24 protein-coding genes are annotated in these 24711 nt (G+C 46.6%); 7 read left to right on the top strand and 17 right to left on the bottom strand.

The window, feature by feature from the left end:
* Window positions 1-5: 5 nt before the first annotated feature.
* From ACYVIC_RS05435 to seqA, 12 genes are all read right to left on the bottom strand, one after another.
* Window positions 6-1466 carry an AAA family ATPase gene (locus tag ACYVIC_RS05435; RefSeq protein ID WP_460857972.1) on the bottom strand — a complete coding sequence of 487 codons (1461 nt, stop codon included), beginning with the start codon at window positions 1464-1466 and terminating at the stop codon, window positions 6-8.
* 94 nt (window positions 1467-1560) lie between these two features.
* Window positions 1561-3120 (bottom strand): dihydrolipoyllysine-residue acetyltransferase, encoded by a 1560-nt coding sequence (locus tag ACYVIC_RS05430; RefSeq protein ID WP_460857970.1) that lies wholly within the window; start codon window positions 3118-3120, stop codon window positions 1561-1563.
* Between the two features lie 11 nt (window positions 3121-3131).
* Complete coding sequence (locus ACYVIC_RS05425; RefSeq protein WP_460857969.1) at window positions 3132-4109, bottom strand: alpha-ketoacid dehydrogenase subunit beta; 978 nt, start codon at window positions 4107-4109, stop codon at window positions 3132-3134.
* Window positions 4109-5293, bottom strand: a complete 1185-nt coding sequence (locus ACYVIC_RS05420; RefSeq protein WP_460857967.1) for a thiamine pyrophosphate-dependent dehydrogenase E1 component subunit alpha — start codon at window positions 5291-5293, stop codon at window positions 4109-4111. The genes ACYVIC_RS05425 and ACYVIC_RS05420 overlap by 1 nt, the downstream gene beginning before the upstream one ends.
* Before the next feature lie 280 nt (window positions 5294-5573).
* Window positions 5574-6620: a succinylglutamate desuccinylase gene (gene astE, locus ACYVIC_RS05415; protein WP_460857965.1), complete on the bottom strand. Its 1047-nt coding sequence runs from the start codon at window positions 6618-6620 to the stop codon at window positions 5574-5576.
* 55 nt (window positions 6621-6675) lie between these two features.
* Window positions 6676-8430 (bottom strand): GGDEF domain-containing protein, encoded by a 1755-nt coding sequence (locus tag ACYVIC_RS05410; RefSeq protein WP_460857963.1) that lies wholly within the window; start codon window positions 8428-8430, stop codon window positions 6676-6678.
* 24 nt (window positions 8431-8454) lie between these two features.
* Window positions 8455-8706 (bottom strand): hypothetical protein, encoded by a 252-nt coding sequence (locus tag ACYVIC_RS05405; protein WP_460857962.1) that lies wholly within the window; start codon window positions 8704-8706, stop codon window positions 8455-8457.
* A 69-nt stretch (window positions 8707-8775) separates the two neighbouring features.
* On the bottom strand, window positions 8776-9321 hold the full coding sequence (locus ACYVIC_RS05400; RefSeq protein ID WP_460857960.1) for a GNAT family N-acetyltransferase: 546 nt from the start codon (window positions 9319-9321) through the stop codon (window positions 8776-8778).
* Window positions 9321-10121, bottom strand: a complete 801-nt coding sequence (locus ACYVIC_RS05395) for an SAM-dependent methyltransferase (protein ID WP_460857958.1) — start codon at window positions 10119-10121, stop codon at window positions 9321-9323. Before ACYVIC_RS05395 ends, ACYVIC_RS05400 begins: the two co-directional genes overlap by 1 nt.
* A 119-nt stretch (window positions 10122-10240) precedes the next feature.
* Complete coding sequence (locus ACYVIC_RS05390) at window positions 10241-12727, bottom strand: glycogen/starch/alpha-glucan phosphorylase (RefSeq protein ID WP_460857956.1); 2487 nt, start codon at window positions 12725-12727, stop codon at window positions 10241-10243.
* Window positions 12728-12880: 153 nt separating this feature from the next.
* Entirely contained in the window at window positions 12881-14530 is a 1650-nt protein-coding gene (pgm, locus tag ACYVIC_RS05385) for a phosphoglucomutase (alpha-D-glucose-1,6-bisphosphate-dependent) (RefSeq protein WP_460857954.1), read from the bottom strand.
* 12 nt (window positions 14531-14542) lie between these two features.
* The gene (gene seqA / locus ACYVIC_RS05380) at window positions 14543-15043 is read right to left on the bottom strand and encodes a replication initiation negative regulator SeqA (RefSeq protein ID WP_460857952.1); all 501 of its coding nucleotides are present in this window, start codon (window positions 15041-15043) and stop codon (window positions 14543-14545) included.
* 109 nt (window positions 15044-15152) lie between these two features.
* Here seqA and ACYVIC_RS05375 point away from each other — a divergent pair, with 109 nt between their 5' ends.
* The 4 genes from ACYVIC_RS05375 (at window position 15153) to fldA (ending at window position 17020) form a co-directional block, all read left to right on the top strand.
* The gene (locus ACYVIC_RS05375) at window positions 15153-15926 is read left to right on the top strand and encodes an alpha/beta fold hydrolase (protein WP_460857950.1); all 774 of its coding nucleotides are present in this window, start codon (window positions 15153-15155) and stop codon (window positions 15924-15926) included.
* Between the two features lie 65 nt (window positions 15927-15991).
* Window positions 15992-16189 carry a DUF2788 domain-containing protein gene (locus ACYVIC_RS05370; RefSeq protein WP_460857947.1) on the top strand — a complete coding sequence of 66 codons (198 nt, stop codon included), beginning with the start codon at window positions 15992-15994 and terminating at the stop codon, window positions 16187-16189.
* Between the two features lie 14 nt (window positions 16190-16203).
* Complete coding sequence (gene ybfE / locus ACYVIC_RS05365; protein ID WP_460857945.1) at window positions 16204-16476, top strand: LexA regulated protein; 273 nt, start codon at window positions 16204-16206, stop codon at window positions 16474-16476.
* Between the two features lie 13 nt (window positions 16477-16489).
* Entirely contained in the window at window positions 16490-17020 is a 531-nt protein-coding gene (gene fldA / locus ACYVIC_RS05360) for a flavodoxin FldA (RefSeq protein ID WP_460857943.1), read from the top strand.
* A 43-nt stretch (window positions 17021-17063) separates the two neighbouring features.
* On the opposite strand, the gene ACYVIC_RS05355 is transcribed toward fldA, so the two are convergent.
* A complete protein-coding gene (locus ACYVIC_RS05355; RefSeq protein WP_460857941.1) occupies window positions 17064-17534 on the bottom strand; it encodes a DUF4442 domain-containing protein in 471 nt (156 codons plus the stop codon).
* A 154-nt stretch (window positions 17535-17688) separates the two neighbouring features.
* On the opposite strand from ACYVIC_RS05355, the gene fur reads away from it, so the two are divergent.
* On the top strand, window positions 17689-18129 hold the full coding sequence (gene fur / locus ACYVIC_RS05350) for a ferric iron uptake transcriptional regulator (protein WP_460857938.1): 441 nt from the start codon (window positions 17689-17691) through the stop codon (window positions 18127-18129).
* 47 nt (window positions 18130-18176) lie between these two features.
* Here fur and ACYVIC_RS05345 read toward each other — a convergent pair whose 3' ends face one another.
* The 3 genes from ACYVIC_RS05345 to ACYVIC_RS05335 all read right to left on the bottom strand — a co-directional run bounded on the left by ACYVIC_RS05345 (window position 18177) and on the right by ACYVIC_RS05335 (window position 20464).
* Complete coding sequence (locus ACYVIC_RS05345) at window positions 18177-18674, bottom strand: GNAT family N-acetyltransferase (RefSeq protein ID WP_460857936.1); 498 nt, start codon at window positions 18672-18674, stop codon at window positions 18177-18179.
* Window positions 18675-18788: 114 nt separating this feature from the next.
* Window positions 18789-19715 carry an electron transfer flavoprotein subunit alpha/FixB family protein gene (locus ACYVIC_RS05340; protein WP_460857934.1) on the bottom strand — a complete coding sequence of 309 codons (927 nt, stop codon included), beginning with the start codon at window positions 19713-19715 and terminating at the stop codon, window positions 18789-18791.
* Window positions 19715-20464 (bottom strand): electron transfer flavoprotein subunit beta/FixA family protein, encoded by a 750-nt coding sequence (locus tag ACYVIC_RS05335; protein ID WP_460857932.1) that lies wholly within the window; start codon window positions 20462-20464, stop codon window positions 19715-19717. Before ACYVIC_RS05335 ends, ACYVIC_RS05340 begins: the two co-directional genes overlap by 1 nt.
* A gap of 200 nt (window positions 20465-20664) precedes the next feature.
* On the opposite strand from ACYVIC_RS05335, the gene ACYVIC_RS05330 reads away from it, so the two are divergent.
* Entirely contained in the window at window positions 20665-22296 is a 1632-nt protein-coding gene (locus ACYVIC_RS05330) for an electron transfer flavoprotein-ubiquinone oxidoreductase (protein WP_460857930.1), read from the top strand.
* Here ACYVIC_RS05330 and ACYVIC_RS05325 read toward each other — a convergent pair.
* Entirely contained in the window at window positions 22281-22403 is a 123-nt protein-coding gene (locus tag ACYVIC_RS05325) for a hypothetical protein (RefSeq protein WP_460857928.1), read from the bottom strand. The genes ACYVIC_RS05330 and ACYVIC_RS05325 overlap by 16 nt on opposite strands.
* A 216-nt stretch (window positions 22404-22619) precedes the next feature.
* On the opposite strand from ACYVIC_RS05325, the gene ACYVIC_RS05320 reads away from it, so the two are divergent.
* Window positions 22620-24701, top strand: a complete 2082-nt coding sequence (locus ACYVIC_RS05320; protein WP_460858378.1) for a hypothetical protein — start codon at window positions 22620-22622, stop codon at window positions 24699-24701.
* The last annotated feature ends 10 nt before the right edge of the window (window positions 24702-24711 follow it).

Genomic DNA, 24711 nt, shown 5'->3' with positions numbered 1-24711 from the left:
GGGCCTCAGGCTTTCACACAGCGCTCGAGCGCCCATTGGCGCAGCGCATTAATTTGCTCTGCCATCACCACCGACAGCGGCTGCGTTGCTGACAGCTCGTCCATTAAATGGTGCAAGCTGAACTCAGTGCCGGCGGCCCGTGCACGAAAACTGGCACCAACGACCGCTTGCTCCAGCTCTGCGCCGGAAAAACCACGGCATAATGTCATGGCCTGTTGCAGTGCCTCATCCGGCAGGCTCAGTTGTCGCCTGGTTAAATGCAATCTGAGCAGCTGTAAACACTCGTCGTTACCGGGTAAGTCAACAAAGAAGATTTCATCAAAGCGACCTTTACGCAGCAACTCTGGTGCTAATTCGTGGATATTGTTCGCGGTAGCGACCAAAAACACCTGTGATTTACGCTCTGACAACCAGGTAAGAAAACTACCGAGCAAACGCCGAGTCACGCCGTTGTCGCTGTCACCACCGGACAAGCCTTTTTCTATTTCATCTATCCATAAAACGCAAGGGGCCATCGCATCGGCCAGCGCCAATGCTTGGGCGAGGTTTTTTTCGGTTTCACCAATGTACTTATTGTACAGCGCCGCCATATCCAGCCGCAGTAAAGGCAGGCACCAACTACCTGCGATGGCTTTTGCCGCCAGGCTTTTACCCGTGCCCTGCACCCCAGTTAGCAATAAGCCTTTGGGCGTATCTTTGGCGTTATCAATAAAGGCTTGCTGGCGCTGCGCTATCCAATGCTTAAGATTATGTAAGCCGATCACATTGGCAAAGCTGCCGCTGTCGAATACTTGTGACAACACGCCATCGGTTTGCAACAAGCTGAACTTAGCGCGGTTAATACGCGGGATATCCTCTTTTGTAATGGCACCGTCATCCGAAATCGCTTTGTAAGCCAGCCGTTTTACCTCATCAAAGGTTAAACCGCGTAAATTTTGCACCAGTAATGCCACATTCTCAGCACTCAGTTCTGCCAGCATGCCGTGTTTAGCGCTATAGCTATCGGCCATATCATGCACTAGCTGACGTACTTGCTGGTCGGAAGGCAAACTCAACTCAAAGCGGTAGCACAAGCGGGCCAGTTCCGGCGGTACCTCTATTGCGTGGCTTAACAGCATAATTGTGTGGCCAAGCTGTTCATGTGCCTGAGCAATCTCTTTGATATAACGTATATGCTTGGGATCAGACAAAAACGGATGAAAATCACACAGCACAAAAATGCCGGGGTTGCGGGTTGCTTTAATTTGCGCCAGTAAATTGGTGGGATCAGCATTAAATGCCTGGGCGCTGTGTTCACTATCCAGCCGCTGCAAACCGTCGGTGATGGTCCATTTAAACACCGGCCGCATTAAGTTTACGGCCAAGCGTTTGATCAGCAATAGCGCGCGCGGCTCTTCATAGCTTTCAATTACAATCAGCGGGCTGTGTGCCTGCACCAATACCCGTAAGTCATCAAATTCGTGCATAACAATCCTTGAGCCAAACACCAATAAAAAAACCCACTACAATGAGTGGGTTTTAGCAGAAAGCCGCTTAGCTGCCAAGCTTAAATATCGGCTATCAGCGCATTGCCACTAACATGGCTGACGGCTGTTCCAGATACTGTTTCCAAAGATTGGTAAAGCGCGCTATGGTGCCGCCGTCAATAACGCGGTGATCGCCAGACCAGCTGATCTGCATCAGTTGGCGCGCTTCCACTTCACCTTTGCTGTTAAAGCGTGGCAGCGTTTGCACTTTACCCAGCGCCACTATCGCCAGCTCCGGCTTATTGATAATCGGCGTGGCGACAGTGCCGCCTAGTGCACCAATATTGGAGATACTGATAGTACCGCCTTTTAAATCGGCCGGGCTTACCCGTCCTTCCCGCGCCTGCTCGGTTAAGCGAGTTAAATCGTTGGCAATATCAATAATGGATTTATGCTGGCAACCTTTGATATTCGGCACCAGCAGACCAATTTTGGAGTCTACCGCTATACCGATATTGTGATCATCAAAGTAGGTGAGCTCAGTGCAATCAGCATTGACTTTGGCGTTCATAATTGGGAACTGGTTAATTGCCAACGACAGTGCTTTGATAAAAAACGGCATCATCGTCAGTTTTACGCCCTGATTAGCGTAGTGATCTTTCAGACTGAGGCGCAGTGCAATCAGATCGGTTAAATCAATCTCTTCACAGTAAGTAAAGTGCGGAATAATCGACACCGATTCAACCATTTGCCGCGCCATCGCCGCTTTAATACCTTTGATAGGCTCAATACGGCTACCGCCGGATACCGCCGCCGGCGCTGGTGTTAACGCTTTGACTTGCTGCGGTGAAGATACTGGTGAAGTTTGCTTACCACCAGCAAAAGCACGCACATCCTCTTTATATACCCGGCCTTTATCACCGCTGCCTGGCACCTTGCTTAAATCAATATTTAATTCACGGGCTAAACGGCGCACCGCCGGGCTGGCCAGGGCTTTGCCTTGCACAGCTGGAGAGACAACTGCTTCGGGCACACTGGCTTGCGGCGTGAGTGCAACAGTTTGGCTTGCCGCTGCAGGTGATGTTGTTGCCGGCGCAGTGCCGGCATGCGTCATAGCAAACAGTGGCGAGTGTACCTTGGCAATTTCACCTTTGGCGTAATACAGCTTAGTAATTTTACCCGAGTACTTGGCGGGAATTTGTACCAGTGCTTTGTCGGTCATCACATCACATACCGGCTGATCTTCAACGATGTTATCGCCCTCTGCCACCAGCCAATCGACAATTTCACACTCAACAATACCTTCACCGATATCCGGCAGAATAAAATCTTCGCTGCCGCTCGCCGCAATAGTCGCAGGTGCTGGTGCTGGTGCTGGTGCTGGTGCTGGTTGAGCATCGCCACTGCTTGCTGTGCCTGCAACCTGCATTTCAAAAAGCGGCGCATGCACTTTAGCAATCTCGCCCTTGGCGTAATACAGCTTAGTTACTACACCGTTATGTACCGCAGGAATTTGCACCAACGCTTTGTCGGTCATCACATCACATACCGGTTGGTCTTCAGTGATGGTGTCGCCTTCACTGACCAACCAGTCGACAATTTCACACTCAACAATACCTTCACCGATATCCGGCAGAATAAAATCTTTTTTCATTGCTGCCTCCGTTAAAAGTTAACTGAGCGTTTAATCGCTTCATAGGTTTTTAAGTGATCTGCCACATACTCTTTTTCCAGCGCGAGCGGGTAAGGCGTATCCATACCGCATACGCGTTCAATCGGGCTTTCCAGATGTAAAAAGCACATTTGCTGGATAGTGGCGGCAATTTCACCGGCAAAACCTCCGGTTAACGGCGCTTCATGGTTTATCAGCAGGCGGCCGGTTTTCTTCACCGAGGCTGCAACCGTATCAGCGTCCCACGGTAAGATGCTGCGCAGGTCGATTACTTCGCACGAAATACCGTCTTTTTCAGCCATCTCAACTGCTTTTTGCACGATTTCCATTTGCGCGCCCCAGGCCAGCACGGTAATGTCTTTGCCCTGCTGGGTCACTTCGGCTTTGCCCAGCTCAATTTCGTAATAGTCTTCAGGCACTTCACCCACTGATGCGCGATAGAGCTTTTTCGGTTCAAAGAAAATAACCGGGTCGGGGCTGGCGATAGACGCCAGTAACAACCCCTTGGCCTGATACGGATCACGTGGGATCACCACTTTTAAACCCGGAGTATGCGCGAAATAGGCCTCCGGCGACTGACTGTGATAGTGTCCACCGGCAATACCGCCGCCATAAGGGCTTCGAAAGACAATGCCGCCTACATTAAACTCATTACCGGAGCGGTAACGGAATTTCGCGGTTTCGTTAACTATTTGGTCAAAGGCCGGGAAGATATAATCGGCAAACTGAATTTCCGCTACCGGCTTCATGCCTTGCGCCGCCATGCCATTGGCAAAACCGGCGATACCCTGCTCGGTTAATGGCGTATTAAAGCAGCGGGCTTTACCGTATTTTTCCTGCAATTTACTGGTGGCGCGAAATACACCACCAAAGTGGCCGACGTCTTCACCAAAACACACAACGCTGTCGTCTTTGGCCATCGCTAAATCAAGCGCATTATTAATGGCCTGTAACATATTCATCTTTGCCATTAGTCTAATCTCCCCGCCGTTACCGGATACGCATCCGGGTACTTACGGATATGCGCTTTTAATTCATCTAATTGTTGTTGTAGTGCCGGGATCGGCTGGGCATATACATCAGAGATCAGGTGTTCAATACCGGGCTTAGCCACTTTTTCCGCCACTTTTAACGCATCAAGAATTTCGCTGCGCAGTGCTTCAATGGTCACTTTGTCATCGGCATCTTTTAGCCAGCCTTTGTCAATTAACCATAAACGGTAGCGGGCGATCGGGTCGTTCTGGCGCCATTTCTCTTCTTCTTCTTTCGAGCGATAGCCACTTGGGTCATCAGAGGAGGAGTGCGCACCTAACCGGTAAGCGATCGATTCAATTAACACCGGTTCGTTATGCTTAAGCGCATGCTCACGCGCCATTTTGGTGGCATGGTACACGGCTAAAATATCCGCGCCGTCTACCCGCAGTGCTTTCATACCATAACCGACTGCGCGACAGGCAATACCGTCGCCGACAAACTGCTCGTTGGCCGGGGTAGAAATAGCATAACCATTGTTACGACAGAAGAAGATCACCGGTGCTTTGTGTACTGCGGCCATATTTAAGCCAGCGTGAAAATCGCCTTCAGAGGCAGCGCCTTCACCAAAATAACAAATAGTGGTGTTGGCCAAACCGCGCAGCTTTTGCGCATAGGCATAACCACTTGCCTGCGGAATTTGCGTGCCCAGCGGTGAGGATATTGTCATGTAGTAAATATCTTTACTGCCGTAATGCACCGGCATTTGCCGGCCTTTACCCAAATCTTTTTCGTTGGAGAACAGTTGGTTCATAAACTGCTCCAGCGTAAAGCCACGATAACGCAATGCCCCCTGTTCACGGTATTGCGCCATAATCATGTCTTTATCGTCCAGCGCAGCGGCACTGCCAACGGTAGCGGCTTCTTCGCCAAGACATTGCATATAAAAGCTGATGCGGCCCTGACGTTGTGCTGCCAGCATGCGCTCGTCCAGCACCCGGGTAAACACCATGGTGTCGTACATTTTAAGTGCGGTAGCCTTATCCAACTCCGGCACTGTTGCACCTTCGTACAGGCTGCCATCGTCGCGTAAAATGCGCAGCGTAGGAATTTTTAACGCATCACCGGCGGTAAACTCCGCAGTGTGCACCGTGGTAATGGTGGCGTTATTTGGGTTAGTCATAGGGTGTCTCTTGTTTGTTATACGTGTTGGACATGTGGTTAGCAACGCTGGCCCGGCCTTGGTGTCAGGCCAGCGTTACTACTCATTATAGCGGTGTTTACCGCTCTCCCCGTTTGTGCGCCACGTGAGCAGGCACCGGTTTGTTCTGATTATTATCGGCGGCAACTTTACCTTTACGTAAACTGCATTGCAACCGCCCTTGCGGTTTAGCCAGGCAAGCGCTGCCGGAGACTGTCAGCTTAAATTTACTCTTTACAGCAGGTTAATCGGCTAACTGCTGTTACACCAGGTTGTGCTGCACTGTGGTGGGCACCACCATCAACATAGCGCGTTGGCCTATTGCGACTTTAGCATTAGGGAAAATAATGGCTTCGCCTTCCCGCTCTACCCGATATTCAGTGTCGCCGTCAGTGGCTAACAACGTACCCACCGGGTAAGCGGTAAAGTTTTGCACGTCATCGGAAAAATGCAGCTTAAATTCCTGCGTTTGTTTATTAATAGCCCGATACACCTGATACAGCTGAAACTGCTGCTCATCGAACGGCACTGTGTTTACCCTCTCTTCGCTAACCAATTGACGCAATGCCGTGCGGGCTTTACTAAAACGGCGCATATCATTTTGGCCGAACGGCTGCACTTTACCCAGTTCAATGGTAAAGGCATCTGCGCCGTGGCTGTTAGAAGCATAATAGCTAAAGGTCGATGCCGGCGTTTGCATCAACAGTACAGTAGTGACATCACAGGCCTGTAAAAACTCAAACCCGGCTTTTTGCCACGGCTTGTCATGTAGGAACGGATATACGGCAAATTTTTCAAAGCGTGAGCCACGAATAGCGGTGTGTAAATCGTATAAATAACGGTTACGCGGCACCAATTTGGTTACGCGTACATCGTTGTAGAACCGGCTGACATAGTCTTCTAACGCCCTAGCACGGTGACGCTCAGCATTAATCAGGCCGGCGCCCATACTATGATGACCGGAAAACAACCGGTTTAAATTTTCTGTAATTTCTCGGCTGCCGGCATTAATCGCCGGTGGGTTACCAAACAGTACTAATAAGCGGTGTTTAAGCTGCAGTTGGCCGGTAAGCAGGTGCTTGACCAGCTCAGCACAAATTTCTATCGGCGCGGTTTCATTGCCATGTACACCGCAGGATAGGACAATGTCTTTACTGCCTGGCTGCTCGGGTTCAAAACAAATAACACCGGTGTCCCACACCGACACTGCGGTGTTGTCAGCCAGATTAAAATGTATTGGCGCCAGGCCATCGGGATGTTGCAAAGTAAGATGCAGAAAGTCACCGTTTGCGATCTGTTGTGGTGTCATACGCCAGCTCCGTGTAATAAAACAGCTGTCGATTCTACCCTATAACCACGCGGGACTAAACGGTTGAACGGTAATCAGAAAACGCTGCCACTGTATCTCGGCCTAACTCTTTAGCCCGATACATCGCATAGTCGGCGTCTGCCAATAGTTGCTTAAGCTGATAGCCGGAAGTATCAGAACCAGAAACCCCAAAACTGGCACTTAACGGAAACTGCTTGCCACTGTCGCTACTATCAATAGCACCTATTGCATCGCGGCAAATCTCTGCCAGCAGCACGGCTTTATCGGTGTGACAACCTGGTAAAACCACAGCAAATTCTTCGCCGCCAATGCGGCCAAACACATCATTGTTACGCATAAAATTACGACAAGTTTTAACAACTGCTTGCAAAGCCCAATCACCCGCAGCATGGCCATGCGTATCGTTTATCGTTTTAAAGTAATCCAGATCAAATAAAATAACTGCTGCCGGCTTCGTATTGTTTTCACAATAGTTCAGCGCTATTCTAGCCTGATTATTAAAGTGGTAACGGTTGCTAATGCCGGTAAGCTGGTCGTATTCAGCAATTTTCTTAAAACGCTTACGTCCTGTCATACCGCGATAAGCTAATGTCGTAGCGATTACCAATACAAACGCCAGTATCAGTACAACAAGACGGTTTTGTTTGGCTTCCTGTTCGTACAAGTCGCGCTGTAATGATAATACTTCATTGTCTTTATCCAACAATGCGATACGCTGGTTTTTAACTTCAATATTTGCTTTAGTAATGTTGTACGCTAACAAACCAGCGGTTTTCTCGTCTTCAAAAGCAGTTTGCTTTTCTACCCAGGTTTCATGATAGGTAAGTGCATTTTGAAAATTACCAACAGCCTTAGAGCTTTCATATAGCACCTGATAAAGCTTTAGCACTGCGTAATTTATTTCGTTAGACATCAGCAACTTCTCTGCTTCCAAGCCACGGCGCAATGCTAATTTTGGTTGCCCGGTTTTTAGAAGATTTAGACTATAGAGCGCCTTATACCATACTGACAACAGGTTGTAAGAAGTGCTCTCAACTTCAGGAAGGTACTTCCCAAGTTCATCAAGTGCTTTCTTAGGATCCTGCTCAGAAAGTTGCTCCAACCAGATACCTCTGACTATGCCAACATAGACCGGCTGTTCTGCAATTTCACACTGACTTACTGCGTTGTGATAAATTTCATCGAATTCACGATTCCTATTAGCACGATGTAGCGACTCAGCTTTATAGGATAAGCCAATACAAATATTTCGCGGATCTGTAGCAACTTCCAGTCTTTTATTTGCGTAATAGAGACCTAGCTCAAATTCATTTATATTGTTAAACACCAAAGCCATGATACCCAAACCATAGCTTTTAATTTCTTCATCGGAGATGTTTTTCAGCAAACTTTGGAAGTCATCAAAATACTTGAAAACATCACTGTATTTTCGTGAGACGACAAGACTATTTATCAGCAGCCCATAGGACCTGAACTTTATGTTATCAGAACTGGTGGAATCAATTAGACTTAATAACTTGGTGGTGGCTTCCTGTTTTTGACCAGAGTAAACCAATTGATAACTCAGTAAAAAATCAAGTTCCTGCTGCTGCAGCTGTGTTAAGCTTTCACGTACATTAACTAAATCAAATACAAGTTCAGTATATCTTTTAAAATCGGATGACTTGATTTCATCGGCTTGCTTTAACAATTCATTAAAATCTGATTTATGCAGCTCCACCTCAGAACAATACAACATGCTTGTAAAGGACAAGCATGTTGCTATCAAAATCGAAGTGACACTATGCATCGATATCACAAATAGTGTAGTAACTTACTTGTCTTCTTCTGGTGAATCTTCATCCGGAGCGTCTTCTGGTTGCTCAGCGGGCTCTTCAGCTGGTTCAATACCACAAACTAGATTTTTTCTGGCATCCAGTAGCATTTCTACCGTAGGATGAAGTGATGAGGCTTCGTTACTAACAAGTTTTTCTTGCTTGAGTAATGCCATCGCCTCAGTTTCAGTTAGCTCTTGAAACTCAGCGGAAGACCCCAACTTTTCCATAAAATTTATTATATTTCCCATTTGCGTTCCTTAGAGGTTTATAGTTTTACTAAGTTTTCTACCTTGTTTTTATACTAGAATTTGCTTCGTTTAGCTAGCAAGTTCATGCCCGCGCAGTGATTTAGAGAATTCCACCGCAGTAGCATTATTTAAAGTGTCTGACGTTTCTGTTGCTGTAAAACCAAGTAATTTCGCTGCACGTATAGCAGGCAGATTTTTAGGATGGATTTTGACAGTGAATTCACTAATGCCAATCTCCTGATAAATACGTTGCATCAACATGGTACTCGCATCTTGTCCCACCCGCTTACCGTGCGCGTTTGGCAATACCATACTACCAATTTCCACTTTTTTATTCGCCCGGTCAAAAAAGCTAATACTACTGAGAGCTGCAGCTTTATCTGCTCCGTCCACTGTAACACTAAAGAATAATCGGTCGCTTTTTACACTGCCATTCAACTTTAAAGCATATGCGAAACTTTTTTTTGCTTGTTCAAGTGACAATGGCTCGCCAATAAACTTCATCACCCGCTCACAGCAATACAAGTTTATGTATAACTGCAGATCACATTCGGATAATGGCTTTAAGTGTAAATGTTGCCATTTAAAATCAAACCTTTTCGCATCAAGCAACATCAATCAGCCTCATTTCCCCGGCTCTTTACCAGCAATTCCAGCTCTGTAATCAGTGCCTGGTTCAACTCGGCTTTGGTGCTAGGCGGTATTACCAGCGTGGTTTTTAAATCCATACTGGCATCGGGTAAGGCGCTTATGGGCAAATGGTCAATGCGTGTTGGCTGAATCGGTAGTGTTGCCGCTTCATACAGAATCACTTCATGCTCTGGCGGGTAATATTCTGCCAGCAGTTTTACCAGTACCTTACGGTACTCGCTGTCGGTGGTAAATTTCGCCAGGCTTCTGTCACCGGCTATACCTACCTGCCATAAAATCAGATAAGCCGCTGTATCGATATTGCGCTTGTAAAACATAAACTGGCTGGTTTCATAGTGCTGACAGCCCGAGCTGCCAGGGTCTATGCCCAAATCGGCAAACAGGCAGTCTTCGGCAGAAATGCCTGGCTCCATATGGGCTTTGTAACCCAGCTCGCGTGCCTGCTTAATGGCATTATGCGGTACCCAGGCAAACACACCAGGGTGGCCATAAAAGGCGCCGACTACTTTTTTACCGGCTTTAACTTCAGCCAGCATTGCCGCCACCATCTCACGGTAGGTAATCATGCGTGACTTACCTTCCAGATAATAGGGTTGCAGTGAACGCACATCAGCGTTCATCTGCTCTATCCATTTCTCGGTAATGCCGTCGGCCACCAGTACAAACACCACATCGGCCTGCTCGATATAACTGCGCGAAAGCGGGCTGATATGCGCCCCCAGTGTCATGCCGGTGCCGACACAAACTAAACTACCTGACTGCAAAGTACGTCCTTGATGTTTTTTTTGCACTATAAAGCGTTTTCTGCACGCGTTACAAGAGGGGCAGGCTTATCAGCTGCAAAAAATAAAAAGCCTGTCAGTGACAGGCTTTTTACGCGGTTTTAGCTGCGTTTTACCGTACATTTCTCCAGATGCCATATGCGACTTACATAATCTTCTATGGACCTATCTGAAGTAAATTTACCTACCGAAGCCGTATTTAACATCGCCTTTTTTGCCCACAGTGATTTATCGCGGTACCACTGGTCTATTTTTTCCTGAGCTTTGACATAGCTGGCAAAATCAGCCAACACCAGATAAGGGTCTCCGCCTTCTAACAAACTGCGCTTAATCGCTGCTAACTCGCCCGGTTTGCCTGGCGTAAAGTAATCGGTTTCCAGCCAATCCAGAATGGCTTTAATTTCTGGATCAGCGTAGTAATAGTCGGTACTGTTATAACCGCCGACCTGCAGTGCTTTCACTTCATCTACCGTTAAACCAAAGATAGCGATGTTATCACTGCCCACTTCTTCGGCAATTTCAATATTAGCACCATCAAGGGTACCTACCGTCACAGCACCATTTAATGCCAGTTTCATATTGCCGGTGCCGGAGGCCTCTTTACCTGCTGTCGATATTTGTTCGGATACATCGGCTGCCGGGATCATTTTTTCAGCCAGCGTGACACGGTAATTTGGCATAAACACCACTTTAATGCGGTTTTTTACCCTTTTATCATGGTTTATCTTCTCGGCCACTTTATTAATGGCATAGATAATTTCTTTCGCCAGCTTATAGCCAGGGGCCGCCTTGGCGCCAAATAAAAACACCCGTGGAACCATGTCATAGTCAGGCTCCTGCAATATACGGCGATATAACGCCAGTATATGCAACAGGTTAAGGTGTTGGCGTTTGTACTCGTGCAAGCGCTTGATCTGAATATCGAAGATGGCATGCGGGTCAATATCCACATTCGTCAGTTTTTTTACTACCGCGGCCAGCTCTGCTTTGTTCTGTTGCTTAATCGCCATAAAGGCGTCCTGAATCGCTGGATCATCAGCAAAAGCAGCAAACTGGGATAACTGCTTTAAGTTAGTTGGCCAGTCAGTGCCCACTTGTTTGTCCAGCAAGGCTGATAACCGTGGGTTACAGGCTTTAAGCCAACGCCGCGGCGTCACGCCATTGGTAACGTTAGTAAATTTGTCCGGCCAAAGCGCAACCATCTCCGGAAATAAATCCGATTTAACCAGCTGCGAGTGAATTTCGGCCACGCCATTGACACGAAAGGCTCCCACCACCGACAAGTGTCCCATCCGTACCATAGGGTCATGGCCTTCCTCGATGATAGACAATTTACGTTTTTTCTGGCTGTCGCCTGGCCACAATACATCAACCTGCTCTACCAGAAAGCGGCGGTTAATCTCATAAATAATTTCAATATGCCGCGGTAGTACTTTTTCAAATAAGCGTACCGGCCACTTTTCCAACGCTTCGGGCAATAACGTATGGTTGGTATAGGCAAATACCTGCTGACATAAATTCCAGGCCTGATCCCATTGCATTTCTGCGCGGTCTACCAACACGCGCATTAGCTCTGGTATTGCCACTGCCGGATGAGTATCGTTAAGTTGAATAACAACTTGCTTGGCAAAATCGCTCCAATCGTCTGCATGGGTGCGCTTGTAGCGGCGAATTATGTCTTTTAACGAGCATGAAACGAAGAAATACTGCTGAATTAACCGCAGCTCTTTACCGGCATCGGTTTCATCGTTCGGGTACAGTACTTTAGAAATGGTTTCAGCTTCGATGTTCTCGCGTGCCGCATCGATATAACCGCCAGAGTTAAATACATCCCAGTTGAAAAAGTCACTGGCCCGGCTTTCCCACAGACGCAATACATTAACCGAACTACCATTATAACCCACCACCGGAATATCCCAGGGCACACCTTTGATAATGCGGCCAGGGTGCCACACTTTCTTCATCCGGCCTTGCAGGTCATAGACGGTTTCAACATAACCATACACAGAAATTTCCTGCACCGACTCTGGCCGGCAGATTTCCCACGGGTTACCGTATTCGCGCCAGCTATCCGGCCGCTCTATTTGGCGGCCATCCTGAAAGCTCTGCTTAAATAAACCGTGTTCATAATGAATGCCATAGCCAATAGCCGGATAATTCAGTGTCGCTAACGAATCGATAAAACATGCCGCTAAGCGGCCAAGGCCACCATTGCCTAGCGCCATGTCTTCTTCTTGATCTTCCAGATCAGCAATATTCATCCCCAACTCGCTCAACGCCTGTCTGGCTTGGTCATACAGCCCGAGATTGTGCAGATTGTTGCTGAACAGCCGGCCCATTAAATATTCCAGACTGAAGTAATGCAGTGCGCGGGTATTTTGCTCGTAGTGGGTACGTTGGGTATTACGCAAACCATCAAACACCTGCTCATTTACCGCAGCACAGGTCGCGCGCCACCAGGCTTGGGGGCTGGCTTTATTGACATCGGTACCAAGACTGGCATGTAAATGTCGCACGATATTATCTTTTAGCTGCTCAGTGCTGAGCCTGGCAACCGATGTTGCCTCTGTCGTGGTATGTTTTTTCATTACAAATCCTGAAATGTTTATGCCTGAATTTTCAACAAAATAGCGGCAAATGTAGACTTATTACAAAAAAATACCTTAATGGACGTGTCTTAGCAAAGTAAAACGCTACGCATGAAACTTAGTTACAGTTTAATTTGTAGCGTTTTCAACAGCTTAGATTTTACTGAATACGTATTCAACAAATGCCTTAGCGTCCTGCTCTAACTGTAGCAGATGCGTTTCACCAACAAAGCTTTCCAGATAAATTTTATAAGAATTTTCTGTACCGGATGGCCGGGCAGCAAACCAACCATTGCGGGTAACCACCTTTACGCCACCGATGTCTGCGTCGTTGCCAGGCGCTTTAGTCAGCACCGCCAGAATGTCATCACCGGCCAGGGTAGTCTGCGTGACGCTACTAACATCCAATTTTTTAAGTGCTGCTTTTTGTTCAGCACTTGCCGGTGCATCCAGCCGCCGATAAAGTGGCGAACCTAACTCTTTGGTTAATGCCTGATATTGCAGATAAGGGTCAACACCGGTCTTTGCCAGCATTTCTGCTGCCAACAAACCTAAAATAATACCGTCTTTATCAGTCGACCAGGCGCTGCCATCAAAGCGTAAAAAACTGGCACCGGCACTTTCTTCACCGCCAAACGCTACGCTGCCGTTGTGCAGGCCGTCGACAAACCATTTAAAGCCTACCGGCACTTCCAGTAAATTACGGCCCCGGGAAGCCACTACCCGATCAATTAATGCACTGGACACCAGCGTTTTACCAATGGCTAATTCTGGCGCCCAGTCTGGCCGGTTTGCCAGCAAATAATTAATCGCTACTGCCAGGTAATGGTTCGGATTCATCAGGCCGCCACTGCGTGTAACAATACCGTGGCGATCAAAATCAGGGTCATTACCTATGGCAATATCAAACTGATCTTTAAGCTGAATCAAATTTGCCATTGCATAAGCTGACGAACAGTCCATGCGGATCTGGCCGTCTTTATCGAGCGACATAAAGGCAAAAGCGGGGTCAACTTTGTCATTTACGACGGTAATGTTAAGCCCGTAACGCTCTGCAATCCGTGGCCAGTACGCAATACCTGAACCACCCAGCGGGTCTACACCAATTTTAATGCCGGCCTTGGCAATCGCAGCCATGTCGACAACGTTTTCTAAGTCATCAACATAATGCTGAATATAATCTATGTGTTGACAATAGCCTGATTGCAGTGCCAGCGCATAAGGCATCATTTTTACGCCTTCCAGCTCTTTTGCCAGTAGCTGGTTCGCACGCTGCTCTATCCAGTTAGTGACGTCGGTATCCGCCGGACCACCGTGTGGCGGGTTGTACTTAATACCGCCATCTTCCGGCGGGTTATGTGATGGCGTAATCACAATACCGTCGGCCAGTTGGCTGCTTGCGCCTTTGTTTTGCGTTAAGATGGCATGCGAAATAACCGGTGTTGGCGTATAGCCCAGATCTTTTTGAATACATACCTGAATTTTATTCGCAATCAGCACTTCAAGTGCGGTAGCAAACGCGGCTTCAGACAAGGCATGCGTATCTTTACCAAGAAATAATGGTCCGGTAATACCCTGTTGCTTACGATAATCGGCAATCGCCTGACAAATGGCCAGTACATGAGGCTCATTGAAAGAGCATGTTAAAGCACTGCCTCGATGGCCTGAAGTACCAAAACTGACTTTATGCTGCGCATACTGATGCACATCGGGCTCCAGCACATAGTAGGCTGTCATAAGCCGACTGATATTGGGTACTAACGAAGAGGGCACCTGTTGGCCGGCCAGCGCATGTAGCGACATAAAAATTCCTTGTTATAACAAATCACGAATACGTTCAACGTCCTGCTCACTGTAACCCAGTTTTAACGCTGTTTCAGTCAACATCATTTTTTTCCGGGTGGTGTTAGAGTTGGTAATCACCCAAAAATCAGTATTGGGGATCAATTTTGGGTTGGTGCTGCTGCCCGCTTCGGACAACTCTTCAGCACTGTGGCCAAAATACAGTCGGTTACGGCCTTTTATCTCCAGCACTTTGGCAAACTGCTTTTTATGCGCTCGTGCCAATGTTGATAAAATAAATAAAAACCGCCCTACTACACTAGACTCCGCCTGCAGATCTTGCCGGTTTATTAAGTCAAAAATATTACTGTTGACCACAGGTTCGACCATAGCAGGCTCAGACAACTGCTCTGAGCTTGCTTCACTATCGCCCAACAGCAAGCGGCGCAGAATATCAGAGGCGCTCTCGCCGATGCGTTGGGTCTGGCCTGCAATATACTGATATAGCTCGTCATCTATTTCGATGGTTTTCATATATTTATTCCGCGCACTTAGAAGTCGCACCATTATATAAAGCCTTGCCGACAGACGCCAGCGACATGATTTGGTAGACTCTACTTAAAGGTAACCAGATGAGTGTTTTATGCTGTTATATAACCATATAAGTGGCCAGGCTATAGCAGGCCAGGCACCGGTAGTACTGATCCATGGCCTGTTTGGTAGCTATGAAAACCTTGGCGTAATTGAACGAAGCTTAAGTGAGCAATATCAGGTCATTAATATTGATGTACGCAATCATGGCCGCTCTGGCCACAGCGACGAGATGAATTATCAGCTGATGGCAGACGATCTGGCGCAAACCCTGGACAGTCTTAATGTTACCTCAGCGGCACTGCTTGGCCACTCTATGGGTGGCAAACTGGCAATGGCTTTGGCACTTGCTCAGCCGCAAAGGGTTAGCAAACTGATCCTGGCGGATATCGCCCCCGTTGCTTATCCTGCAAGGCACAACAGCATTTTTGCCGGTTTACATGCAGTAGACTTAAACACGATTAACAACCGCAATGACGCCGATGCCCTGTTGGCAAAGCATATCAGTGAATTAGGCGTGCGGCAGTTTTTACTAAAAAGCCTTGTAAAACACGATAATAAATTTATTTGGCGCTTTAATCTGGCAGCATTATACAGTAATTATCAGCAACTTATTGGCGCTCCGATACTTGAAGGCTGCTACCATGGGCCGGTGTTATTTATCAAAGGTGGTGATTCGGACTATATACTGCCCGAGCACAAAGCGCAGATTATGCAGCTATTTCCAAAGGCGCAAGCCAAAGTGATACAAGGCACAGGTCACTGGTTACATGCCGAAAAACCCGCTGCATTTACAAAGCTGGTAAACGACTTTTTATTGAGTTAACGCAGTAAAATTTTACCGCAGTTATGCTATAGTGCGCGCACTTTTTTCAGGTCAGGTAAAGTGCCGTGTCAATAGAGCAGTTTGAAAGCTTAGGCTTATGGCTTGGTTTGGGCGTGTTATATATATTTATCGTAATGGCGATAAGAGATGTACTGAAAAAAAGTAACGCACCCAGGCTTGGGCAGTTTTTTGTCTGGCTAGTGCTGTTTCTGTCGCCGGCGGTGTTTGTTATCAAAAGCATAGTGCCCTATTTTATCGAGTAGTAAGGTTTGGATTAATGGCTAAAATTGCCACTGATCGCACCACGATTGATTTGTTTGCGCAGGAAAAGCGCCCGGGACGGCCAAAAACCAACCCATTGCCGCGCGAAGAGCAACTTCGGCTGAACAAACGTAATCAGGTAAAACGTGATCGCAGTAAAGGTTTAAAGCGCATCGAGTTTAAACTGTCTGATCAGCTGTATAGCAAATTAGAGCAACAGGCAGACAAAGCTGGTATGACTCGCAGTGCGTATATAGAGAGTATTCTGACACAAGTTTTAACCAGGTAAGAAGGTTAGATTAATGGCAACTGTAGGCATTTTTTTCGGTAGTGATACCGGCAACACTGAACATATCGCCAAGATGATCCAGAAAGAACTGGGTAAGCACTTGTTTGATGTGCGTGATATCGCCAAAAGCAGCAAAGAAGACATTGCGGCTTTTGACTTATTATTACTGGGTATTCCGACCTGGTATTATGGTGAAGCACAGTGTGACTGGGACGACTTTTTTCCAGAATTGGACAATATCGACTTTAGCAACAAGCTGGTGGCTATTTTTGGTTGTGGTGATCAAGAGGACTATGCAGAATATTTCCTTGATGCCATGGGTACACTACGTGACATAATTGAGCCTAAAGGCGCGATTATTGTAGGACACTGGCCAACCAAAGGTTATAACTTCGTTGCTTCTAAAGCGCTGGCCGATGACAACCACTTTGTAGGCTTAGGCGTTGACGAAGACCGTCAGCCAGAGCTCACCGAACAACGTGTTAAACAGTGGTGTAAACAGATATATGAAGAAATGAGCTTAAAAGAGTTCGAAGGTCTGTAAATCCAGTTAAAAACCGGCAATTTTGCCGGTTTTTTGCAACTATCTAGCTCGGCCGGTATTGCGCTTTTTTACGCACATACACAGTACGGTTTACCTCACACACTATCTGACCTTTGCTGTCTTTAATGTGCAGCAAAAACTGCGGAAAATGCTTGCTACCATCCTCCGTTGCAGCCTTAACAGCATCAAGTGTTTTATCAGCCAACCAAAACTCAGCTATCAGTTTGCCGCGGCCCGGGCTAATAAAGTTAATATCGGCTTGTTTGTCCCATACCAGATACTCTTTACCCAAGGCTCCCATCAACATCAACGGGTAAATGGGATCGGTCATCGCAAACATCGAGCCACCAAATTGGCTATTGTTGATGTTACGCGTCCAGACACGCGACTTTAACTCTACCTTACAGTAGCGATAATCATCGCTAAGGTCTGCTACACGAATGCCGGTGAATAAAAACGGCGGCCAAAAGTTAAGTAAACGCCGCATCACTGACGGCTTAAATGCCCATTTCATCTGCTTTCTCTGGTATGACCTGTTGCGAGGTATTGTACCGACTGACACAACAAGCACAAGGACTATGCTTGCATTTAAGGGATGCTTTTCCATTTCAATGTCGGCATAATGTCTTTATAATCTTTTGCAAATATAAGCCAGAGTTAGAGTTATTATGTCAGATCACAACAGCGAATTACGTAAAGCCGGCCTGAAGGTTACCCTGCCACGGGTAAAGATTTTAGAAATCCTGCAGGATCCGAAAAACCAACATATCAGTGCTGAAGACGTATATAAGCTGCTGCTGGATCTTGGTGAAGACATCGGTTTAGCCACGGTATACCGGGTATTAAACCAATTTGACGATGCCGGAATTTTGACCCGTCATCATTTTGAAGGTGGTAAATCAGTGTTCGAACTCACTGGCAGCCATCACCATGATCATCTTGTGTGCTTAAAATGTGGCAAAGTTATTGAGTTTGAAGACGAGGTCATTGAAGCGAAACAGTTGGAAATTTCTGAGAAAAACGGTATTAAACTGACCCATCACAGTTTATACCTTTATGGCGAGTGCGTAGATACAGCGCAATGCAAGAAAAACAGCGATATGAACTAACAAGGTTTAGTTGAGCATGACGGCGCCTGGTGGCGCCGTTTTACTAGTCAGACATTGCCTGTGGTAATCCTCGCCATGCACAGTGCATTAACATAGCGCCCATATTGAAAGGCGAAATCCGTCAGCTCTGCTTCGGCTTCAAAACCAAAACGCTCATATAACGCAATTGCCGCCTCATTATTAACGTAAACCGTTAGCTCTACCCTGCGTATATTTAACCAATTATCACACAGCTCTAATGCTGAGCGCAGTAATGCCGAGCCAATACCCTGCCCCTGATAGTGTTCTGACACACCCATACCTAACTCGGCCACATGACGCCGGCGTGGGTTCTGGCAGACTTGCAAACCCAGCTGACCAATAACACGGCCTTCAACTTCAGCCACCAGATTGTAAAAGCCTGTGCCGGCATTATACAATCGCTGCCAGTTGGCAACAGGCTGATAAGGTAACTGCAGCGTATTGGCATACACAGAGCTTTGATCATATATGGCTTTTATCGCCTCAATGTCTTCCGGTTCAGCATGGCGTATTACAGCAGGCATATTGGCATCCTTATCAATGTCAGGCAGTTATCTTAAGCGGGGTTGAGCTTTAACAACAAGAGCCTAAATGCAAAAAAGCCAGCAAGACGCTGGCTTTATTCAAATTAGCACTGCTTACAGTTGCTGCTCCAGCTCAGGTAATACCGTAAACAAATCGGCTACCAGGCCATAGTCAGCAATTTGGAAAATCGGCGCTTCAGCGTCTTTATTGATCGCAACAATAACTTTGGAGTCTTTCATACCGGCCAAATGCTGAATAGCACCGGAAATACCCACAGCAATATACAGCTCAGGCGCTACAATTTTGCCAGTTTGACCAACTTGCATATCATTAGGTACAAAGCCGGCATCAACTGCCGCGCGCGACGCGCCTATAGCGGCACCTAGTTTATCGGCGATACCATTTAACAACGCAAAGTTTTCACCATTTTGCATACCACGGCCACCAGAGATAACGACGCGGGCAGCGCTTAGCTCAGGGCGCTCAGACTTGGTTAGCTCTTCGGCAACAAAAGCCGACACCCCTGCGTCATGAACTGCTGTCACAGCTTCAATCGATGCATTATTGCCTGTTTCAGCAGCACGGAATGCAGACGGGCGAATGGTCAGCACCTTTACTGCATCAGCTGATTTAACGGTTGCAATAGCATTGCCGGCATAAATAGGCCGAACAAAAGTATCAGCCGATTCAATAGCAATAACATCAGAAATTTGAGGCACATCCAGCATAGCCGCAACGCGTGGCAAGAAATTTTTACCTGTTGTCGTCGCCGCAGTCAAAATATGGCTATAACCATTACCCAGCTCAGCAACTAAGGCAGCAATATTTTCTGCAAGCTGATGCTGATAAGCGATATTTTCGGCCAACAGCACTTTGCCAACGCCGTTGATTGCTGCTGCTTCAGCGGCAACAGCATTGCAGTTAAAACCGGCGACCAGCACGGTAATGTCGCCACCAATCTGGCTGGCGGCCTGTACCACTTTATGCGTCTCGCTTTTCAGACTTTGGTTGTTATGCTCTGCAATTATTAAAATAGCCATTAGATCACCTTTGCCTCATGCTTTAACTTGTCGACCAGCTCTGCCACTGACTCTACTTTAATACCGCCCTGACGCACTGCCGGTGCAGTGACTTTCAGCACAGCGATATTCGAGGTTAAATTGACACCAAAGCTATCTGCTGACTTGGTTTCAAGTGGTTTCTTCTTCGCTTTCATAATATTTGGCAGTGACGCATAACGCGGCTCGTTCAGGCGCAAATCTGTTGACACTACTGCCGGTAAAGTTAGTTCTATTGTTTGCAAGCCACCATCAATCTCGCGGGTTACCTGTACTTTGTCGGCGCTCACTTTAACTTCAGAAGCAAAAGTACCCTGGCCCATGCCTGTTAACGCTGCCAGCATCTGACCTGTTTGATTATTATCCGAGTCTATTGCCTGTTTGCCTAAAATCACCAAACCTGGCTGCTCTTCCCCTACCACTTTGGCCAATAGTTTTGCAACTTGCAAAGAATCAAGGTTTAGGTCGGTTTCGATATGCAAGGCCCGGTCTGCTCCCAGTGCCAAAGCCGTACGCAACTGCTCCTGCACCGCCGTAGTGCCGATAGATACAACGACAACTTCAGTCGCTGTGCCGGCCTCTTTTAACCGAACGGCTTCTTCTATGGCGATCTCACAAAAAGGGTTTAACGCCATTTTTACGTTAGCCAGGTCAACTGCTGTTTCATCAGCTTTTACCCGCACCTTTACGTTGTAATCAATAACCCGTTTTACCGGCACCAGTATTTTCATAATGTCCTCGTTCTTTTCCTGCGCAAACAGGCTTTATCAGCGCAGGTTTACGTTAAGGTAAAGCTATAATAGTTTGACTTGGCACAATCTACTTACTGTTGACGTTAACGTCAACCTGCAATACCCTAAACAACATGATAAAAGCAGCTATAGCTGTAAATAATAAACTCCAAGAGGTCGGTAGCGTGGAAAGAGAATCAATGGAATTCGATGTAGTGATTGTCGGTGCAGGTCCGGCCGGGCTATCCACTGCTATAAAACTGATGCAACAGGCGCGCGAAACAGCAATTGAACTGACCGTATGTGTGGTTGAAAAAGGTTCTGAGGTTGGTGCACATATCTTATCTGGCGCTGTGTTCGAAACGCGGGCACTGAATGAGTTACTTCCTGACTGGCAAGCACAAGGCGCGCCAGTAACAACGGCAGTTAGCCACGATGATATATATCTGTTTAAAGATGCTGACAACGCCACCAAACTACCCTCTTTTGCCGTACCTAAAACAATGCACAATAGTGGTAACTATATTGTTTCAATCGCAAACCTGTGTCGTTGGTTAGCACAACAGGCTGAAGAACTTGGCGTAGAAATTTTCCCTGGTTTTGCCGCCAGTGAAGTGCTGATAGAAGACAATATCGTCAAAGGTATTTTGATTGGCGACATGGGCCTGGATAAACAAGGCCAAGCCAAAGATAGCTTCGTACCAGGCATGGAACTGCGTGCTAAGTACACCGTCTTTGCAGAGGGCTGTCGCGGCCATCTGGGCAAACAACTTATTAAGCACTTCGAGTTGGACAAAGATAAATCACCTCAGCACTATGCCCTTGGCTTTAAAGAGATCTGGGATATACCCGCCGCAAAACATCAACCGGGTTTAGTGGTGCATTCTGCCGGCTGGCCGCTGGCTAGCGACACTACTGGCGGCGGTTACCTGTATCATGCAGAAAATCAACAGATCGTGGTAGGACTAATCGTTGATTTGAACTACAGCAATCCACACTTAAGTCCGTTTGATGAGTTTCAGCGCTACAAGCACCATCCGGTGATCAGCCAATATCTGGCTGGAGGCAAAAGGGTCAGTTATGGCGCCCGTGCCATTGCTAAAGGCGGCCTCAACAGCCTGCCCAAAATGACGTTTAATGGTGGTTTATTAGTGGGTTGTGACGCCGGCACTTTAAACTTTGCCAAGATTAAGGGTAACCACACCGCAATGAAATCTGGCATGTTAGCAGCGGAAACCTTATTTAACGCACTGCAACAAGGTAATGGCGGCGAAGATTTAACCGCTTTTGCGACGGCATTACAAAATAGCTGGTTATACGATGAACTGTATCGCTCGCGCAACTTTGGCCCGGCGCTACACAAATTTGGCACCTTTTGGGGGGGCGCATTCAACACGGTGGAACAAAACTGGTTCGGCGGTAAGTTACCCTTTACACTTAAAGATGACAGACTGGATCACGCGCAACTGAAACTGGCAAGCGAAGCACAGCAAATAAGTTACCCCAAGCCGGACAATGTGTTCAGTTTCGACCGCCTGTCGTCGGTGTACTTATCTAATACCAACCACGAAGAAGAGCAACCTTGTCATTTAAAACTAAAAGACAGTAGCATTCCCGTGCGGGTTAATCTGGCTAAATATAATGAACCGGCGCAACGCTATTGCCCTGCTGGTGTATATGAAATAGTGCATGATGACAATAATGAGCCTAAGTTTCAGATAAATGCTCAAAATTGTATTCACTGTAAAACCTGCGATATCAAAGATCCGGCCCAAAATATTACCTGGGTAACCCCTGAAGGGGCCGGCGGGCCTAATTACCCTAACATGTAAGCCGCTAAAGTAAAGGGGCTGCCTGGAACAGCAGCCCTTTTACTAACTTGTTGTTTTATATTGTCCAATATCATCTGCGCCACCGCCTCTCTATAACGTTTTTTCATCTTGCTTCATTGCCTTAATTTTATCCAGCAACTACTTTTAATGCTGAACTTACTCAAATGAAGTGCAGTAATGCCTCGCCAGAGACAGGAAGTAGCATGATGAACAATAGAATAAAACCCGAAGCCAGTGCACAGGATGATTTGGTGGTAAAGAGCGCGGTGAGAAAGTCACCAACAACACAAGCTATTACGCCGTCTTTTGCCAGCGACCGCTATATGTATTTTACCGAACGTGATCTGAACAAAATTCTGACTAATTTGGATGCGTTACGCAGCAGCGTCTTCCCTGCCCCTAACCCTGACAATGAAATTCAAAGTAGAAAACAGCAGCACTTTCCATCGGTGTGCTTAATTGGTCTTGGACGCTGTGGCTCTAATATTGCGCTGGATGTTGCCTCTTTGGTGTATAACGCACGCAATTTTTATCTAAACGAGTTTAACAATGAAGAGAAGCAGGTACGCGAACAGGAATACCGGCCAATGCGCTGGATTAAACGCAGTTTGCATCTGTCTAACTCACAGGCCATAAAACCGGTTTTTTTAATAGAACCATTGGTGATGCTAGGCGATCTGGACAAAGATATTGAAGGCCGGATCCGTTTTTCACATAAAGGTGAGAAAAGCGGCTTTTTGCACGATTACACCAAAATGAAAATTATGGATCTGTCAGAAGTGCACGCTGGTGGTGCCGGCAATGCTCCTATTTTGGGGCAGTATCTGGCGAAGATTATTCTCAATAAAGACACGCAGCGCTTTTCTAATGCTGATTGGAAGTTTATTCATTCTTACCTTATTGACTCCTGTGGTATTAAAGCTAACCAGTCCAGATTGTATTTTTATATTTTTAGTGCTGGTGGCGGCACTGGCTCGGGTATGGCATCTGAGTTTGGCCTGGCGCAACAGTATGCCTACATGAGTAAAACCTTTGACACACGCACCCTTGCCGAAGATGAGGAAAATCGTGGTCATTCGTTTGTATTCGAGCCTATTTTCACCAGCGGGATTTGTATATTACCGAATATTTCTGATCATGGTGTTGAAATGTCTGAAGCTTTACATATCAACGCCGGACGGCTGTTATGTAAGTATCTGGCAGAGGAATGGGATTTTTCTTACAACTTTGAAAACGAAGACAGCAGTGAGTCTAGTGTCATGCATCGCATTCGGCCCTGGAATGCTATGATGTTGATTTCAAATGATATAATGCGTTATGCCGAAGAGACAGATGATGGTGGTATTCAACATATCGACGTCAATGCGATGGAGAAATATGCCAACCAGTATATCTCGCAGCAAATTTTCAATATCTTAACCGCTCAGGCCGTTACCACTGATTATGACGAAAACTATTTCCGTCGGGCCGGTATCGATATAGGCGAAACCATAAGGTTAGATGCAAATGACTTATTTATGAGCCTCGCCGGGCCGGTGGCCGTTGCATATGCTGAATCCGTTGTACCGGCTGATAACGCTGGCGAAAAGTTAAAACTGTTCGATAAAACGACCGGAGGGTTGAATATCGACGATTTGTTCTTCCGGTCCATCGACTTGCCGCATTTTAACAAAGTAACTCAAGCCATAGAGGGCATTAGCTTACTGCCAATAGAATCCAGCCGCTATCGCGAAACACTGTCGGGATATGTTAAGAACGGATACAACGCCAGCGAACTTAAAGATCTGCATTTCTTTAAAAACTGTTCGTCGGTAGTGTCTATTATTTCACTGCCCAAAGATTACAAACTATCATACATGGATTTAAACCGGTTAAAGTCACATTTAAACTCACTGTTTCCCAATACCACATTGAAACGTTATGCCTTGGTTATTGGTGCCTCGGCTAATATTTCACTGACCACGTTAATTGTTAAAAGCCCTTGTTTAAGTGATGATTTTTTAACACTGATTGTTGCTTATATTAAACGCTGCTTTGCAAAAGACAATTACCGTTTTGACGAGCAACTGGACAAGGCGATGCTCGACTTCATCCGCACTGACGAATTCGACGAAGTTGCGTTGGACAAAATGTTACATGAATTTGAAAACCCGGCGAAAATTCTCGATACCAACTGGTATGCGATAAAACCGATGTACGAGAAAAAATACCGTGAACTCATTCATAATAAAGACAAATTTGTCTCAATAAATGATATTCGCCTAAGCCGCGACAGCGTGAAAAAAGCCATCAAATATTTGCGGGAAATCTATCGGCATAAAATTAGTAAGACTAAGGTTATTTCGCTTAATACCCCTGCCAGCACAAAAGCCAGCCAGGTAAAAACACCTGATAAAGCTGAATAAACACCTTGTA

Source organism: Rheinheimera gaetbuli (assembly GCF_054781935.1).
The sequence above is the reverse complement of the archived record's forward strand: the minus strand, read 5'-3'. Positions and strand labels throughout refer to the sequence as shown.